At 67.8% G+C, this 16348-nt stretch carries 13 protein-coding genes; 8 read left to right on the forward strand and 5 right to left on the reverse strand.

The features are described from left to right. Position 1: 1 nt before the first annotated feature. The 3 genes from OSH10_RS21325 to OSH10_RS21335 all read right to left on the reverse strand — a co-directional run bounded on the left by OSH10_RS21325 (position 2) and on the right by OSH10_RS21335 (position 6981). Positions 2-2518: a circularly permuted type 2 ATP-grasp protein gene (locus OSH10_RS21325; protein ID WP_407660745.1), complete on the reverse strand. Its 2517-nt coding sequence runs from the start codon at positions 2516-2518 to the stop codon at positions 2-4. Further along, positions 2518-5895 carry a transglutaminase family protein gene (locus OSH10_RS21330; RefSeq protein ID WP_266334490.1) on the reverse strand — a complete coding sequence of 1126 codons (3378 nt, stop codon included), beginning with the start codon at positions 5893-5895 and terminating at the stop codon, positions 2518-2520. The genes OSH10_RS21325 and OSH10_RS21330 overlap by 1 nt, the downstream gene beginning before the upstream one ends. A 111-nt stretch (positions 5896-6006) precedes the next feature. Beyond that, complete coding sequence (locus OSH10_RS21335) at positions 6007-6981, reverse strand: isopenicillin N synthase family dioxygenase (RefSeq protein WP_266334492.1); 975 nt, start codon at positions 6979-6981, stop codon at positions 6007-6009. Positions 6982-7067: 86 nt separating this feature from the next. Here OSH10_RS21335 and OSH10_RS21340 point away from each other — a divergent pair, with 86 nt between their 5' ends. Continuing rightward, the gene (locus OSH10_RS21340; protein WP_266334494.1) at positions 7068-8102 is read left to right on the forward strand and encodes a heparan-alpha-glucosaminide N-acetyltransferase; all 1035 of its coding nucleotides are present in this window, start codon (positions 7068-7070) and stop codon (positions 8100-8102) included. A gap of 16 nt (positions 8103-8118) precedes the next feature. Continuing rightward, positions 8119-9234, forward strand: a complete 1116-nt coding sequence (locus tag OSH10_RS21345) for a mannitol dehydrogenase family protein (protein ID WP_266334496.1) — start codon at positions 8119-8121, stop codon at positions 9232-9234. A gap of 175 nt (positions 9235-9409) precedes the next feature. Here OSH10_RS21345 and OSH10_RS21350 read toward each other — a convergent pair whose 3' ends face one another. Further along, positions 9410-10393 carry an SDR family NAD(P)-dependent oxidoreductase gene (locus OSH10_RS21350; protein ID WP_266334498.1) on the reverse strand — a complete coding sequence of 328 codons (984 nt, stop codon included), beginning with the start codon at positions 10391-10393 and terminating at the stop codon, positions 9410-9412. Between the two features lie 135 nt (positions 10394-10528). Here OSH10_RS21350 and OSH10_RS21355 point away from each other — a divergent pair, with 135 nt between their 5' ends. From OSH10_RS21355 to OSH10_RS21375, 5 genes are all read left to right on the forward strand, one after another. Next, on the forward strand, positions 10529-11002 hold the full coding sequence (locus tag OSH10_RS21355; protein ID WP_266334500.1) for an RrF2 family transcriptional regulator: 474 nt from the start codon (positions 10529-10531) through the stop codon (positions 11000-11002). Between the two features lie 100 nt (positions 11003-11102). Beyond that, positions 11103-12140: a sulfate ABC transporter substrate-binding protein gene (locus tag OSH10_RS21360; protein WP_323181649.1), complete on the forward strand. Its 1038-nt coding sequence runs from the start codon at positions 11103-11105 to the stop codon at positions 12138-12140. 10 nt (positions 12141-12150) lie between these two features. Next, positions 12151-12999 carry a sulfate ABC transporter permease subunit CysT gene (gene cysT, locus OSH10_RS21365; protein ID WP_266334501.1) on the forward strand — a complete coding sequence of 283 codons (849 nt, stop codon included), beginning with the start codon at positions 12151-12153 and terminating at the stop codon, positions 12997-12999. 61 nt (positions 13000-13060) lie between these two features. Then, complete coding sequence (gene cysW, locus OSH10_RS21370) at positions 13061-13885, forward strand: sulfate ABC transporter permease subunit CysW (protein ID WP_266334517.1); 825 nt, start codon at positions 13061-13063, stop codon at positions 13883-13885. 64 nt (positions 13886-13949) lie between these two features. Beyond that, entirely contained in the window at positions 13950-14987 is a 1038-nt protein-coding gene (locus tag OSH10_RS21375; RefSeq protein WP_266334519.1) for a sulfate/molybdate ABC transporter ATP-binding protein, read from the forward strand. Between the two features lie 53 nt (positions 14988-15040). Here OSH10_RS21375 and OSH10_RS21380 read toward each other — a convergent pair whose 3' ends face one another. Next, positions 15041-15751 (reverse strand): DUF1428 domain-containing protein, encoded by a 711-nt coding sequence (locus tag OSH10_RS21380; RefSeq protein WP_266334502.1) that lies wholly within the window; start codon positions 15749-15751, stop codon positions 15041-15043. A 155-nt stretch (positions 15752-15906) separates the two neighbouring features. Between OSH10_RS21380 and OSH10_RS21385 the strand changes: the two genes are divergently transcribed. Continuing rightward, on the forward strand, positions 15907-16348 hold a 442-nt coding region (locus tag OSH10_RS21385), incomplete at its 3' end, for a MarR family winged helix-turn-helix transcriptional regulator (protein WP_266334503.1).

A 16348-nucleotide genomic window follows, 5' to 3' on the forward strand; every position in this document is an offset into this window, starting at 1 on the left:
GTCATTCCCCGCCATCGAGCGCGTCGGCTGCCCGCCGGTGGGTGAAGTAGGCGAGCGCGACCTCGTCGGAAATCTTCATCAGCGTCTGCTCGAAACCGAGCAGATCGCCGGCATCGAGGGCGGCGGCGTCGGCGGTGCTCAACTCGGCGGCGAGGCGCGTCGCCAGCCGGTCGGCCGGGGCCAGCAGCCCGGCCGGCGCATGCGCCGGCATGTCGGCCAGCACCTGCCGGATCCGCTCGGCCTGGAAGGCGAGCGCACGCGGATTGGCGCCGTCGAGCAGCACGAGGTCGACCACCGGCACGCGCGCGGCCAGCATCACGTAGCGGATGCGATAGGTGATCTGGCTGTCGGCGAGTTCGAGCAGCGCGTCGAGTTCGCCCGCCTTGCCCGAAAGGCCGCAGAAGCGCGTGGCGCGGGCAATGGCGAGGCCGCGCTCGATGCGGCGGCCGGCCTCGAGAAAGCGCCAGCCCTGCTGGCGCACCATGTTTTCCTGCACCAGGCCCGAGAAGGCGGCGATCAGACGCAGCGCCGCATTGGCGCGCTCCAGCATGTCGCTGTCGGTTTCGGCCTCCAGCGGCTGGTTCAGCAACCCCTCGAGGTCGGCGACGGTGCGCCAGGCGTCGGGCGACAGGCGGTCGCGGATGACGGAAGCGGCCCGGCGCGAGGCCTGTGCGAGGCGCGGGACGGTGTTGAAATCGCTGCGGTCGGTCAGCATGGCGATGGCGCGCTCGGTCGGCGTCGCGTCCTCGTCCGTCTCGCCGATCGATCCGGCAGCGGCGAGCGTGGCGTCGAGCTGGGCGATGACCGCTTCGCCGTCATATTCGGCGCCGATATGCCGGCCGGCGATCGCGCGCAAGATGCGCAGCGTCGCCTCGGTGCGCTCGACATAGCGGCCGAGCCAGAACAGGTTTTCCGCCGCGCGGCTCGGCAGCGTCTGCGTCCTGCGCTGCAGCGCCACCTTGTCCGGCGAGGCCAGCAGCGTCGTCTCCGTCACCGGCTTGTCGGAGAGCACCCAGACATCGGCCGAGGCGCCGCCCTGGTGCAGGGTCACGGCACGGGCGTCGGGCTGGTCGGAAATCCGGCAGAAGCCGCCGGGCATCACCGTCCAGCCGTCATTCGTGCGCGCCACATAGAGGCGGAGAATGGAGGGGCGCGGCTCCAGCCGGGCGCTCTCGCCCTCGCCGCGCCAGACCGGCGTTGTCGAGAGCTTGACCGCTTCCTGACCGACGAAATCGGTGCCGCGCCGGCCGATCGCGCGGATCAGCGCTTCCTTGCGTTGGGGATCGAGCGTGCCGCCGAGCACCGCGCCGCGATCGAGCAGGCCGGGCACGCTGGCGCCCAGCGCCGGGGCGATCACCATGCGGTCGAGCTCGGCCACGACATGGTCGCGCTCCAGCGTCTGGCCGCACCACCAGGTGGCGACATTCGGCAGGATCAGATCCTCGCCGAGAATGCGGCGGGCAAGGCCGGGCAGGAAGCCAAGAATGGCCCGCGCCTCGACCAGGCCGGAGCCCAGCGCATTGGCGATCGCCACGTTGCGCTGGCGCACCGCGCCGGCCAGCCCCGGCACGCCGAGCCGCGAGGCCGGGTTCAGCTCCAGCGGATCGGCGAAATCGGCGTCGAGGCGTCTCAGCAGCACGTCGGCCCGCTTCAGGCCGGAAATGGTGCGCATGTAGACGGTGTCGTCGCGCACCGTCAGATCCTCGCCCTCGACCAGCACGAAGCCGAGATAGCGCGCCAGATAGGCGTGCTCGAAATAGGTCTCGTTGAGCGGGCCCGGCGTCAGCAGCGCGACGCGGGTCTCCTCATGCCGGTTCAACCGGTTCAGCCCGGTGCGAAACGCCTGGAAGAAGCCGGCCAGCCGCTCGACATTGAAGCTGCGATAGAGGTCGGGCAGCGCGCGCGAAAGGGCGATGCGGTTTTCCAGCGCGTAGCCGGCGCCCGACGGCGCCTGGGTGCGGTCGGAAACCACCCACCAGCGGCCATCCGGCCCGCGGCCGACATCGACGGCGTAGAAGCGCAGATGATGGCCGCCGACCGGCTCGGCGCCGACCAGCGGCCGCAGATATTCCGGACTGCCGGCGATGATCGCCGCCGGCAGCGCGCCATCGGCGGCAAGCCGCCCCTGGCCATAGGCATCGCCCAGAATGGCATCGAGCAGCTTGGCTCGCTGGATCAGGCCGGCCTCGAGATGGGCCCACTCCCTCGGCTCGATCAGGAACGGCACATGCGACAGCGGCCAGGGCCGCTCGTCGCCGTTCTCCGCGCCATAGACGCGAAAGACGACGCCGGAATCGGCGAGATGCCGGTCGGCCTGTCCAAAGCGGTGCTGCACCTCGCTCGGGCCCAGCTCGGCCATCGACTCGACGAAGCGCATCCAGTGCGGCCGGATGCTGCCAGCGGGACCGATGAACTCGTCGGCGATGCCGGGCAGCGGCCGGTAATTGGCGATCAGCCGCTCCGCCCGGTCGGCGGCGACCTTGCTGCGGCGGAGCGTTTCCTTGCGCGTCACGGGCATCAAAGATTGGCCGGGCGACGGAGGTCGAGCGTCATCGGAAACTCCGGCGAGCCGGTCTCGGCCTGCGGCATGAAGTGACCGGCCGTATGGCCGATCGCCTCGAAGCGCGCCAGCCGGCGCGCCTCCGCCTCATAGGAGTTGACCGGGAACGTATCGTAGTTGCGGCCGCCCGGATGGGCGACGTGATAGACGCAGCCGCCCAGCGAGCGCTGCGACCAGCTGTCGACAATGTCGAAGGTGAGCGGCGCGTGGGCGGGAATGGTCGGGTGCAGGCCGCGCGCCGGCTGCCACGCCTTGTAGCGCACGCCGGCGACGAACTGGCCCGTCGTGCCGGTGGACGTCATCGGCACGCGGCGGCCATTGCAGGAAACGACATGCCGGCGCGGGTCGAGGCCCTGGACCTCCACCTGCATGCGCTCGACCGAGGAATCGACATAGCGCACCGTGCCGCCGATCGCGCCCTCCTCGCCCAGCACATGCCAGGGCTCCAGCGCCTGGCGCAGCTCCAGCTTAACGCCCTGCTGCTCGATGCGGCCGACGAAGGGGAAGCGGAACTCGCGCTGCGCCTCGAACCAGACGGGATCGAAGGCATAGCCGGCGCGCTGCAGGTCGCCGAGCACGTCGAGGAAATCCGCCCAGACGAAATGCGGCAGCATGAAGCGGTCATGCAACTGCGTGCCCCAGCGGGTCAGCAGGCCGTGCTGCGGATTGTTCCAGAACATCGAGATCAGCGCGCGCACCAGCAATTGCTGCGCCAGGCTCATGCGGTAATCCGGCGGCATCTCGAAGGATCGGAACTCGACCAGACCGAGGCGGCCGGTCGGACCGTCCGGCGAATAGAGCTTGTCGATGCAGATCTCGGAGCGATGCGTGTTGCCGGTAACGTCGGTCAGCAGGTTGCGGAACAGCCGGTCGACGAGCCAGGGCGGCGGCGGCGTGCCATGGCCCGGCGCCGGCACGCTGGCCATGGCGATTTCCAGTTCGTAGAGCGCATCGTGCCGGGCCTCGTCGATGCGGGGCGCCTGGCTGGTCGGGCCGATGAACAGGCCGGAGAACAGATAGGAAAGCGACGGGTGGCGCTGCCAGTAGAGCACCAGGCTCTTCAGCAGGTCCGGCCGGCGCAGGAACGGGCTGTCGGCCGGATGGGCGCCGCCGACCACGACATGGTTGCCGCCGCCGGTGCCGGTGTGGCGGCCGTCGGTCATGAACTTCTCGGTGCCGAGGCGCGACAGCCGCGCTTCCTCATAGAGGTCGCGGGTGATGGCGACGCATTCGGTCCAGTCGCCCGCCGGCTGCACGTTGACCTCGATGACGCCGGGATCCGGCGTCACCTTGATCACGTCCATGCGCGGATCGATCGGCGGCGGGTAGCCCTCGACATGCACGGCGAGGCCGAGCGCGCGGGCGCTTTCCTCCAGCGAGGCGAGGAGCTCCAGATAATCCTCGAGCTTCTCGGTCGGCGGCATGAAGACGCAAAGCCTGCCGTCGCGCGGCTCGACCGACAGCGCGGTGCGCACCGTCTCGCCCTCGGTCAGGAATTGCTCGACCTGCTCGCCGCGCTCGGATTCGGCGTCCTCTGACCCGGCGCCGGCCAGATGGCGGGCCAGTTCCTCCTGCCGGGCGAGGGCTTCATGGCCCGCGCGGTCGCGACCGGCCAAGTCCTCGGGATCGGGCAGCGGTCCGCTGACGGCGCCCGGATCACGCTGGACGATGAAGGGATAGGACGAGACCGGCACGAAGGGCAGCGAGGACAGCGGCAGGCGGAAGCCGACCGGGCTGTCGCCGGGCACCAGGAACATCTTGCCGCGCCGGAGCGGCCATTTTTCCGACATCCAGCGCTTGTCGGGCGCGGCCTCGGCCTGCCAGCGCTGCACCGGCAGGATATAGCCGGAAGGCTCCGTCAGGCCGCGCTCGAACACGCGGGCAATGCGGGCGCGCGCCTCCGGATCATCGAGCCTGGAATCGAGCGGGGTGACGTTTTCCGGCAGCTCGGCTTCCTTGAGGATCCAGTGCGCCGGATCCTCATAGGCCGGCACGACGTGGTCGGCCGAAATGCCCAGCCGCTCCGAGAGATCGGCCAGCAGCGCGCCAGCCTGCGCCGGGGTCGCGTTGAGGTCGTCGGCCTCGGCGGCGATCAGGCTGGAATCGCGCCAGATCGGCTTGCCGTCCTTGCGCCAGTAGAGCGCGAAGGTCCAGCGCGGCAGGCTCTCGCCCGGATACCACTTGCCCTGGCCGTAATGCAGGAACCCGCCCGGCGCGAAGCGCTCGCGCAGCCGCCGGATCAGGTCGTCGGCGCGGTCGCGCTTGGTCGGCCCCACGGCTTCCGTGTTCCATTCCTCGGCCTGGTAGTCGTCGATCGACACGAAGGTCGGTTCGCCGCCCATGGTGAGGCGGACATCATTCGCCTGGAGGTCGGCATCGACCTTGTGGCCGAGTGCGTCGAGCGCTGCCCAGCTATCGTCCGAAAAAGGCAGGGTCACGCGGGGATTTTCCGCGACGCGGTCGACGCGCATCTCGAATTCGAACGCGGTCTCGGTGCCGGGATCGGCGGCGAACGAGCCGGTGATCGGCGCTGCCGAGCGGAAATGCGGCGTGGCGCAGAGCGGCAGGTGGCCCTCGCCGGTGAACAGGCCCGAGGTCGGATCCATGCCGATCCAGCCGGCGCCCGGCACATAGACCTCGGCCCAGGCATGCAGGTCGGTGAAGTCGACCTCGGTGCCGGAGGGACCGTCGAGAGCGGCGACATCGGGCTTCAGCTGGATCAGATAGCCGGAGACGAAGCGGGCGGCGAGGCCGAGATGGCGCAGCGCCTGCACCAGCAGCCAGCCGGAATCGCGGCAGGAGCCGGCGGCCGAGGACAGCGTTTCCTCCGGCGTCTGCACGCCCGGCTCCATGCGGATCAGATAGCGGATGTCGTTCTGCAGCCGCTGGTTGATCGAGACGAGGAAATCGACGATCTGCATCTGCCCGCGCGGGATCGATGCCAAAAAATTGGTCAGCAGCGGCCCGGCCGGCTCCGGCGCCAGATAGGCAGCCAGTTCCTCGGCCAGCGCCGGCTCATAGGCGAAGGGGAACTGGTCGGCATAGGGCTCGACGAAGAAATCGAACGGATTGTAGACCTCGAGCTCGGCCAGCAGGTCCACCTCGATGGCGAATTCGGTGGTCTTTTCCGGGAAGACGAACCGCGCCTGCCAGTTGCCGTGCGGGTCCTGCTGCCAGTTCACGAAATGGTTGGCCGGCGTCACCTTGAGCGAATAGCTCGGAACCTTGGTGCGGCAATGCGGGGCGGGACGCAGCCGGATGACCTGCGGTCCGAGCTGGACCGGCCGGTCATAGCGATAGCGGGTGACGTGGCGAAGCGCGGCAAGGATCGACATCGGCTTTTGGGCTCTCCATAGGCGTTCGCAGCAGGATAGTGGGCGGCGGGCGCACCGGCCGTCACGACGCAAGATTCACGCCATGCCGGCCCCGGGGCGCCCGCCCGCGGCTCAAGCCTTCACGACGGTAGAGCGGAATTTCGACGCAAGATACTCGCCGGAGCCGACCGGCGGATACTTTGCCGTCTCGCCCGGCTTCAGGCAGGTCGGAATGCAGGCAATGGCCGCGTCCCAGTTCGGCTGGTGGAAGAAGGCCATGGACTGGCGTCGGGCCGAACGGCCGAGGTCGCGCGGCGGAATGGTGACGCGGTGCAGCGTCGACTTCCACTGATCATTCGTCCAGCGCTGCATCAGATCGCCGATATTGATGACGAAGCTGCCGGCAACCGCCGGAACGCGGTGCCATTCGCCGTCCAGCCCCTTCACCTCCAGGCCGCCGGGCGCGTCTTCCTGCATCAGGATGGTGATCGAGCCGTAGTCCGAATGCACGCCGGCGCGAAGCTGGCCGGGGACGGGATCCTCCGTCAGGTCGGGATAGTTGAGCAGGCGCAGCGCGCTGGCCTCGCGGTCGATGAAGCGGTCGAAATAGGTTTCCTCCAGATCGAGCGCGAGGGCGAAAAAGCGCATGATCCGCCCGGCCAGCGCCGACATTTCCCGGTAATAGGCCTGGGTGGCGAGGCGGAACTCGTCGCCGCCGAGCGGCCAGGGATTGGCCGAGAACACGAAGGCCTCGGCATCGTCGGCCGGCTTGTGGTCGAGGCGCTGGAAGGCGGAGGGCCCGAACGAAAACGTCTCCTTCAGATCGGCCGGCTTGGCGTCGCCGAGCGAGGCCGCGAGCGTCTCGCCCTTGACCGGGCTGTAGCCATAGGGATAGCCCGGATAGGGCATCACGGCGGTCAGCTTCTCTTCGACCGGACGATCGAAGAACGCGCGTGACGCCTGCCAGCCCCGTTCGATGATTTCCGGGTTGGCGCCATGGCCGGTAATAAGGAAGAAACCCGTTTCGCGGCAGGTGCGGCCGATGGCATCGGCGACCGCGCGCGGGCCCTGGGGATCGGAGAGATCGATGATCGGAATGATCGACATGCGGGTCCTTGAACCATGACAAAGGGACAAGCCGAGACTATGGGGCCTCCACGACCTTGGGAACCGTCAATCGGCGGGACTTGCACATGAATGAAGCAACAGCCGCGCTAGCCGGCGATCGCGCCGCGCCTTCGGCCACGGTCGCCCGCCCCTCGCGCATCGCCGCTCTCGACGTGGCGCGCGGCGTGGCGCTGGTCTGCATGGCGATCTTCCATGGCGCGTGGGACGTCGCCTTTCTGCATATCGTGCGCTTCGATCCCGGCGCCTCGATCGGCTGGGTGATCTTCGCCCGCGCCATCGCCGGTTCGTTCCTGATGCTGGTCGGCATCAGCCTGGTGCTCTCGACCCGCAATGGCTTTCGCCCCAGGCCCTATCTGATCCGCCTGGCGATGATCGTCGCGGCTGCGGCGCTGGTGTCGGTCGCGACCTATTTCGTCATGCCCGAAGGATGGATCTTCTTCGGCATCCTGCACCAGATCGCGCTGGCGAGCGTGCTCGGCCTCGCCTTCCTGCGGCTGCCGCCCCGCCTCGTCTTCCTCGCCGCCATCGCGATCTTCGCCCTGCCCTTCCTGTATCGCGGCGAGGTATTCGCCCAGCCGGCGCTCTGGTGGGTCGGGCTGGCGCCGAAGCCACCCGGCTCGTTCGATTACGTGCCGCTCTTTCCGTGGTTCGGCGTGGTTCTGGCCGGTATGGCGCTGGCCAAGCTCGCGGTTTCACAGGGATGGGACCGGCGGCTCGCCACCTGGCAGCCGCGCTTCGCGCCCGGCCGGTGGCTCGCCTTTGGCGGACGCCACTCGCTCGCCGTCTATCTCATCCACCAGCCGGTGCTCTACGCCTTCTTCTTCGCGCTCGCCGTCATCGTCGCGCCGAACGGCGCGGAAAGAGACGCGCGCGCCGATTGCGCCGATCGATGCGTCGCCGTCGGCAAGAGCGCGGCCGATTGCCAGAGCTATTGCGGCTGCGTGTTCGATGACCTGAACGGCAAGGGCCTGATGGCCGCCTTCATGGCGCGCACCCTGGCCGAGGACCAAACCCTCCGGCTGCAGGAGACGATCGCCGTCTGCTCGGCCAAGACATTCCCTCCCGTGCCGGAAACCCCGGAGTCCGGCACGCTGCAATGAGCTTCAAGGAATCCCCATGAGCCAGCCCGTCCGCACGCCGATCGTCCAGTTCGGCACCAGCCGCTTCCTGCAGGCGCATGCCGATCTCTTCCTGTCGGAGGCGCGCGACCAGGGCCAGGATGTCGGTCCCGTCACCATCGTGCAGACCACGGCCTCCGGTGCCCGCTCCGGCCGGCTCAAGGCCTTTGACGGGTCGCCGATCCCGATCGTCATCCGCGGCATCGAGAACGGCGCGCCGGTCGAGCGCACGGTCGGCGTCACCTCGCTGGTGCGCGGCCTCTCCGCCGTCGACAACTGGGACGAGGTCGAGCGCATCGTCGTCGGGGAAGCGGAGATTCTGATCTCGAACACGTCGGATGCCGGCTTCGCGCTCAACGAGAGCGAAAGGCTTGGCAGCGACGTGCCCCGCGCCTTCCCGCTCAAGCTCCTGAAGCTGCTGGTCGCCAGATGGCAGGCGAAGGGCGCGCCGCTGACGCTGTTTCCCTGCGAGCTGATCCCGCGCAATGGCGACGTGCTCAAGGCGCTGCTCATGACGCTCGCCGCCGAAAACGACCTTCCGGCGGAATTCGTGGCATGGCTCGACACCTGCCTCTTCGCCAACTCGCTGGTCGACCGCATCGTCTCCGAGCCGATCGAGCCGGCAGGCGCGGTAGCGGAGCCCTATGCGCTCTGGGCGATCGAGAAGCAGCCGGGGCTCGCCGCGCCCTGCCTCCACCCGGACGTGCGCATGGTCGACGACCTCGCCGTCCATGAGCGGCTGAAGCTGTTCATCCTCAATCTCGGCCACACCGTGCTGGCCGAAGGCTGGCGCGAGACCTATCGGCCGGAAGGCGAACTGGTGCGCGAGAGCCTGGCCGATCCGGTCGTGCGCCAAAAGCTTGATGCGATCTATGACGCCGAGGTGCTGCCGATCTTCGCCGCAGGCGGCATTTCCGAAGCACCGGCCTACCGGGCGAGCGTGCTGGAACGGTTCGAAAACCCCTTCCTGGCCCATCGTCTGGCCGAGATCTTCGGCAACCATGCCGAAAAGAAGCGCCGCCGCATCGGCGGGCTGCTGGCCTGGAAGCGCGAGCTCGGCCTCGACCTGCCGACACCGCGCCTCGACGCGATTTTGGCCTCCAGCATCGGGTAAGCAGCAGAGAGGGATGGCCGCGAGAAGTCCAGTCAAGCCCCTCACCCTACCCTCTCCCGCAAGCGGGCGAGGGTTTCGGCCGGCGGCCTGCACGGAGTGGGAGCCGTGATGGGCTTAGGACCCCGACGATCCCCCTCTACCGCTTGCGGGAGAGGGTTGGGGTGAGGGTCTGCCTTCAGTCGAGGCTCAGCGGCCGGGCGTTATATCCGCGGTACCAGTCGACGAAGCGGTCCATGCCCTCGTCGATCGAGGTCTTCGGCGCGAAGCCGAGTTCTGAAGTGGCGAGGTCGATATTGGCGAAGGTCGTCTCGACATCGGCCTTGCGCATCGGCGCGAACTGGATCTCGGCCTTGCGGCCCGTCGCCCGCTCGATCGTGGCGATGAAATCCATCAGCGCGACCGGCCGGTTGTTGCCGAGGTTGAAGATGCGGTTCTCCGCCCGCTTCGGCTGGCGGTCGACCGCGCCCAGAACGCCGGCGACGATGTCGTCGATGAAGGTGAAATCGCGCTGCATCGCGCCGTTGTTGTAGACGGTGATCGGCCGCCCCTCGAGGATGGCACGGGTGAACAGCCAAGGCGCCATGTCCGGCCGGCCCCAGGGGCCATAGACGGTGAAGAAACGCAGGCCCGTCGAGGCGATCCCCTGCACATTGGCATAGGAATGGGCGATCAGCTCGCCGGCCCGCTTGGTCGCGGCATAGAGCGAGGCGGGCCGGTCGGTGCGGTCGCTCTCGCGGAACGGAACATCCTCGTTCAGGCCGTAGACCGAGGAAGACGAGGCATAGACGACGTGGCGCAGGCGCGGCAGGCGCAGCGCCGCCTCGAACATTACCACCTGGCCGGTGACATTGGCGTCGGCATAAGCGAGCGGGTTCTCGATCGAATAGGCGACGCCGGCCTGGGCAGCGAGGTGCACCACCGTCTCGATGTCGGCATGGGTGGTAACCAGCCGCTCCATCGCCGCCATGTCGCTGACGCTGGCCTCGACGAATTCGAAATGCCGGTGCACCGCCAGCCGGTCGAGCCGGGCCTGCTTCAGCGCGGGATCGTAATAGGGATTCAGATTGTCGACGCCGATCACGGCGTCGCCGCGTTCGAGAGCCGCCTTCGCAACCTGCGAGCCGATGAAGCCCGCCGCACCGGTGATGAGCATTTTCATAGCCAAGCACTTAGCGGATTTACCGCCGCCGACAAAGGCTTCGGCGGCGCTTTCACGCGCCTTCGTTTCATTCCGCGCCCCGATCCGCTATGACATTGGAGCGCCGATCCGGTGCGAAAGGATGCTGGACGTCGGATGATTTCGCAGAAGGCCAAATACGCATTCAAGGCGCTGATTCATCTCGCCAGGCAGCCCCAGGGCGAGACGACGCAGATCGACGACATCGCCCGGCAGGCCGGCGTGCCGCGCAAGTTCCTGGAGCATATCCTGCTCGATCTGAAACATCGCGGCATCATCGCGAGCCGGCGGGGCCGCGCCGGCGGCTATGTCATGATCAAGCCGCCCGGCGAGGTCACGATCGGCCAGGTCCTGCGCGCCATAGACGGCCCGATCGCGCCGCTTTCCTGCATTTCCCGCACGGCCTACCAGCCCTGCGCCGACTGCCCGGACGAGGCCGCCTGCGCCGTCCGCCGCATGTTCGCCGGCCCCTACGAAGCCCAGCTCCGGGCCTTCGAGGCCACGACGCTGGCCGATGCGCTCCGCCACCAGTCCGATCCGGTAGATCTGGACATCTCCCGCGACATCGTTTCTGCTGGGGCGCCGATCTAGGAAGGATTTTCTAGATCGGATCGAACAGAAGGCGCTGCGTGGTTTGAAATTGTCGACCGCCTATGTCGAGATAATGGGGTCATCGATCAAGGAGCCCACGATGGTCCGCCCGATATCCACGCTTGTCCGCCGCCTCCGACCCGGGCTCGCAGCCCTCGTCGCCGGTGTGGCGATGATTGTGACGCCGGCGCTGGCCGACATATCGCTGCTGAATGTCAGCTATGACCCGACCCGCGAGCTCTACAAGGCCTACAACACCGCCTTCGCCGCGCACTGGAAGTCCGAGACCGGCGAGACGGTCACGATCCAGCAGTCGCATGGCGGCTCCGGCAAGCAGGCCCGTTCGGTCATTGACGGGCTCGACGCGGATGTCGTGACGCTGGCGCTGGAAGCCGACATCGACGCCATCGCCAAGGCGAGCGGCAAGATCCCGGCCGACTGGCGCGGCCGCCTGCCGCATAATTCCGCGCCCTATAGCTCGACCATCGTCTTCCTGGTCCGCAAGGGCAATCCGAAGGGCATCGCCGACTGGGGCGACCTGATCCAGGACGGCGTCGAGGTCATCACCCCCAACCCGAAGACCTCGGGCGGCGCGCGCTGGAACTATCTCGCCGCCTGGGCCTATGCCAACAAGGCGTTCGGCAAGGACGACGCGAAGACGAAGGAATTCGTCTCGACCCTGTACAGGCATGTCCCCGTGCTCGATACGGGCGCGCGCGGCTCGACCACCACCTTCGCCCAGCGCGGCATCGGCGACGTGCTGCTCGCCTGGGAAAACGAGGCCTTCCTGGCGCTCGAGGAACTCGGCCCCGACAAGTTCGACATCGTCGTGCCGCCGCTGTCGATCCTGGCGGAGCCGCCGGTCGCCCTGGTCGATGCCAATGTCGACGCCAAGGGCACCCGCAAGGTCGCCGAAGCCTATCTGACCTATCTCTATTCGCCCGAAGGCCAGACGATCGCGGCAAGGAACTATTATCGCCCGTCCAAGCCGGAAACTGTCGACGCAGCGCTGCTGACACGGTTCCCGAAGCTCGACCTGGTGACCATAGACGACCCGCAATTCGGCGGGTGGGCCAAGGTTCAGCCGGAGCATTTCGGCGACGGCGGCATCTTCGACCAGATCTACAGACCGAACTGAACGGATCCAGATGGCCGCCACGACCATCGCATCGGTCAGGAAGTCGAGCGTCATCCCGGGCTTCGGGTTGGCGCTTGGCGTTACCTTGACCTATCTCAGCCTGATCGTCCTGATCCCGCTGGCCGGCCTGTTCTGGCGTTCCGCCAGCGGCGGTCTCGACGAATTCATCCGCATCTCGACCGATCCGCGCACGCTCGCGGCGCTGCGCCTCTCCTTCACGACCTCCTTCGTCGCCGCGCTGGTCAATCTCGTCTTCGGCCTGATCCTCGCCTGGATCCTGGTGCGCTACGAGTTTCCCGGCCGCCGCCTGCTCGATGCCGTCATCGACCTGCCCTTCGCGCTGCCGACAGCCGTCGCCGGCATCGCGCTGACGACGCTCTATGCGCCGAATGGCTGGATCGGCGCCTGGCTGGCGCCGCTCGGCATCCGTATCGCCTATTCGCAGACCGGCATCATCATCGCGCTGATCTTCATCGGCCTGCCCTTCGTCGTGCGCAGCGTGCAGCCGGTGCTGGAAGACCTCAACCGCGAGGTCGAGGAAGTCGCGGCGACGCTCGGCGCCAACCGGCGCCAGACGGTGCGCCGGGTCGTCATGCCGGCGCTGTGGCCGGCGCTGCTGACCGGCTTCGCGCTCGCCTTCGCCCGCGCCGTAGGCGAATATGGTTCGGTGATCTTCATCGCCGGCAACAGCCCCTACAAGACCGAGATCGCGCCGCTGCTGATCGTCATCAAGCTGGAGGAATTCTCCTATTCCGGCGCCACGACGATCGCCGTGCTGATGCTGATCGCATCGTTTCTGGTCCTGCTCGCGATCAACCTGATCCAGAGCTGGAGCCGGCGGAGATATGGCGATGTCTGACGAAGCCTTCACCACCGCCCGCCTGCCGGGCGCCTCGGCGATCCACTTCCGCCCGGTGACGATGGAGCGCAAGCACGTCCGCGTCGCGCTGATCCTCATCTCGCTGGCGTTTCTCGGCCTGTTCCTGATCATGCCGGTGGTCGCCGTCTTCGTCGAGGCGTTTCGCGGCGGCATGCCCGCCTTCGCCGAGGCGATCTTCGAGCCGGACGCGGCGGCCGCCATCCGCCTGACGCTGCTGGTCGCCGCGATCTCCGTTCCCTGCAACCTCGTCTTCGGCCTGGCCGCCTCCTGGGCGATCGCCAAGTTCGACTTCAAGGGCAAGAGCCTGCTCAACACGCTGATCGACCTGCCCTTCTCGGTCTCGCCCGTGATCGCGGGCCTGATCTACATCCTGATGTTCGGTTCGCAGAGCCTGCTTGGCCCCTGGCTGAAGAGCGAGGGCATCCAGGTCATCTTCGCGGTGCCCGGCATCGTGCTGGCGACGATCTTCGTCACCTTCCCCTTCGTGGCGCGCGAGCTGATCCCGCTGATGGAGGAACAGGGCCGCGGTGACGAAGAGGCGGCGCTGTCGCTCGGCGCCTCGGGCTTCCAGGTATTTTTTCGCGTGACCCTGCCCAACGTCAAATGGGCGCTGCTTTATGGCGTGCTACTGTGCAACGCCCGCGCCATGGGCGAATTCGGCGCGGTTTCCGTGGTTTCCGGCCACATTCGCGGCCTGACCAACACCATGCCGCTGCATGTCGAGATTCTCTACAACGAGTATAATTTCGCGGCCGCATTCGCCGTAGCCTCGCTGCTGGCGCTGCTCGCCCTCTTTACACTGGTCGTCAAGTCGGTCTTGGAATGGCGTTATGCCGACGAGATCGCCGCGACGCGCCGCCACTGAGGTAACTGGAATGAACGCGATCACCCCGATCGACAAGGGTGCTTCGGTGGCGCTTGGCGCGCCGATCGACGTGACCATCGAGAACGTCCAGAAGGCGTTCGGCGACACGCCGGCGCTGCATGGCGTCTCGCTCGACGTCAAGGCGGGCGAGCTGGTGGCGCTGCTGGGACCGTCCGGCTCCGGCAAGACGACGCTGCTCAGGATACTCGCCGGTCTCGACGCGCCGACCGCCGGCCGCGTGCTGTTCGGCGGCGACGATGCGCTGGGCCTTTCGGTGCAGGACCGCAATGTCGGCTTCGTGTTCCAGCACTACGCGCTGTTCCGCCACATGACGGTGTTCCAGAACATCGCCTTCGGCCTGACGGTGCGGCCGCGCGGCGAGCGCCCGCCCAAGGCCGAGATCCGCAAGCGCGTGCTGCATCTGCTCGACCTGGTCCAGCTCACCGGCCTCGACAAGCGCTATCCCTCGCAGCTCTCGGGCGGCCAGCGGCAGCGCGTGGCGCTCGCCCGGGCGCTGGCGATCGAGCCGCGCGTGCTGCTGCTCGACGAGCCCTTCGGCGCGCTCGACGCGCAGGTGCGCAAGGATCTGCGCCGCTGGCTGCGCGAGATCCACGACCAGACCGGCCACACCACCTTCTTCGTCACGCACGACCAGGAAGAGGCGCTGGAGCTTGCCGACCGCGTCGTCGTCATGTCGAAGGGCCGCATCGAGCAGGTCGGCACGCCGGACGAGATCTATGACGCGCCGGCGAGCCCCTTCGTGTTCGAGTTCATCGGCGAGTCCTCGTTCCTGCCGGTCACCGTCGTCGACGGCGCCGTGCAACTGGACGGCCGGCCGCTCGACCTCTCCGGCCTGGGCGCGCCCTCCGGCACCGCCACGCTCGGCTTCCGGCCGCATGACGTCTCGATCGTCGAGGATGGCAGTCCGGCGATCACCGGCACGATCGTCACCGAACGCCGGCACGGCGGCGCCCGCCGGCTCGAGCTCGAGGTCGGGACGGACAAGCATCGCGTGGAGATCGACATGCCCGTCGACCACAGCCGCCTCGCCGGCAACCAGATCGCCTTCCGCCCGCATCGCTGGCGGATCTTTCCGCGCTAGTCTCCGGGTGCGCCGCCTCCGGGAAGGGACGAAGCGGCGCGGCCCGCTGGACGCTAAAGGTCGAGGATCGGCGCGAAGCCGCCATAGATCATGCGCTGGCCGTCGAACGGCATGTCGAACCGCATGCGCGGATCGGCCATGACCTTCTCCCAGCCGGCATTGCGGGCTTCCTTGCTCGGCCATTCGATCCAGGAATAGACGACCGTCTCGCCGTCGGTGGCCTTCACCGCGCGGCGGAAATCGGTGACCTTGCCATCCGGCACGTCATCGGCCCAGGTCTCGACGACGCGTGTCGCGCCGTATTCGCGGAACATCGGCGCCGTCTTCGAGGCGAGCGCGAGATAGGCCTGCCTGTTGGCCTCCGGAACGGCGATCAGGATGCCGTCGACATAGCCGGCCTTGCCGGGCTGGCCATCCTCGAGAAGGGCTTCGAAGCCGCCAAAGATCATCCGCTTGGCGTCGAAGGGCATCGAGGTGCCCATCGCCTCCATGCGCGGATCGCTCATCATCTTCTTGTTGCAGGCATCGCGCGTCGCGCGGTCGGGATATTCGAACCAGGAGAAGACGATGACCTCGTCGGGCTTGGCCTGCACGGCGCCCCTGAAATCGGTGACCTTGCCGTCCGGCACGTCGTCGCCCCAGGTCTCGACCATCCGGGTGACGCCATGTTCCTTGACGAAGGCCGCCGCGTCGGCGGCATGCTTGCGATAGGCTTCCTTGTTGGCAGCCGGAACGGCCACCACGAATCCCTCGATATAGGTCATGGTTCGATCTCCTCCTGATCATCCCGCTTGGCGGGTGGTGCTCCCGCGTCTTCCCTTGCCGGGCCTCCGGCGCCTCGGCGCGCCCCCGGTGGACAACGGCTTTCGTGATGGATTGTCCAATTGACAATTTAGGTTGATATCAACATAAGAAGGGCATGTCAAACGCTGGCCCCGTGCCCTTCTCGACCACGCTGCATGTCCGCGATCATTGCCTGTGCCTGGCCGCCCAGCGCGCCGCCCGCGCCCTGGCGCGCCGCTTCGACGAGGCGCTGCGGCCCGTCGGCCTGACGAGCGGCCAGTTCTCGCTGCTGATGTCGCTGAACCGGCCGCAGCCGCCGTCGATCGGCGCGGTGGCGGCGCTGCTGGCCATGGATCGCACCACGCTGACCGCCAATCTGAAGCCGCTGGAGCGGCAGGGCTTCCTGAGCACCGCCGTCGACCCGGAAGACCGGCGCAGCCGCCGCCTGGCGCTGACCGATGCCGGCCGGGCCGTACTGGCCGCCGCTTTGCCGATCTGGCAGCGCACCCATGCCGAGGTCGAGGCGCCGCTCGGCGAGGGCATGGCGGACCAGCTGCGCGCCGGACTGATGGCGCTGG

It is taken from the genome of Kaistia defluvii, assembly GCF_026343955.1.
In the GTDB taxonomy this organism is placed as follows: domain Bacteria; phylum Pseudomonadota; class Alphaproteobacteria; order Rhizobiales; family Kaistiaceae; genus Kaistia; species Kaistia defluvii.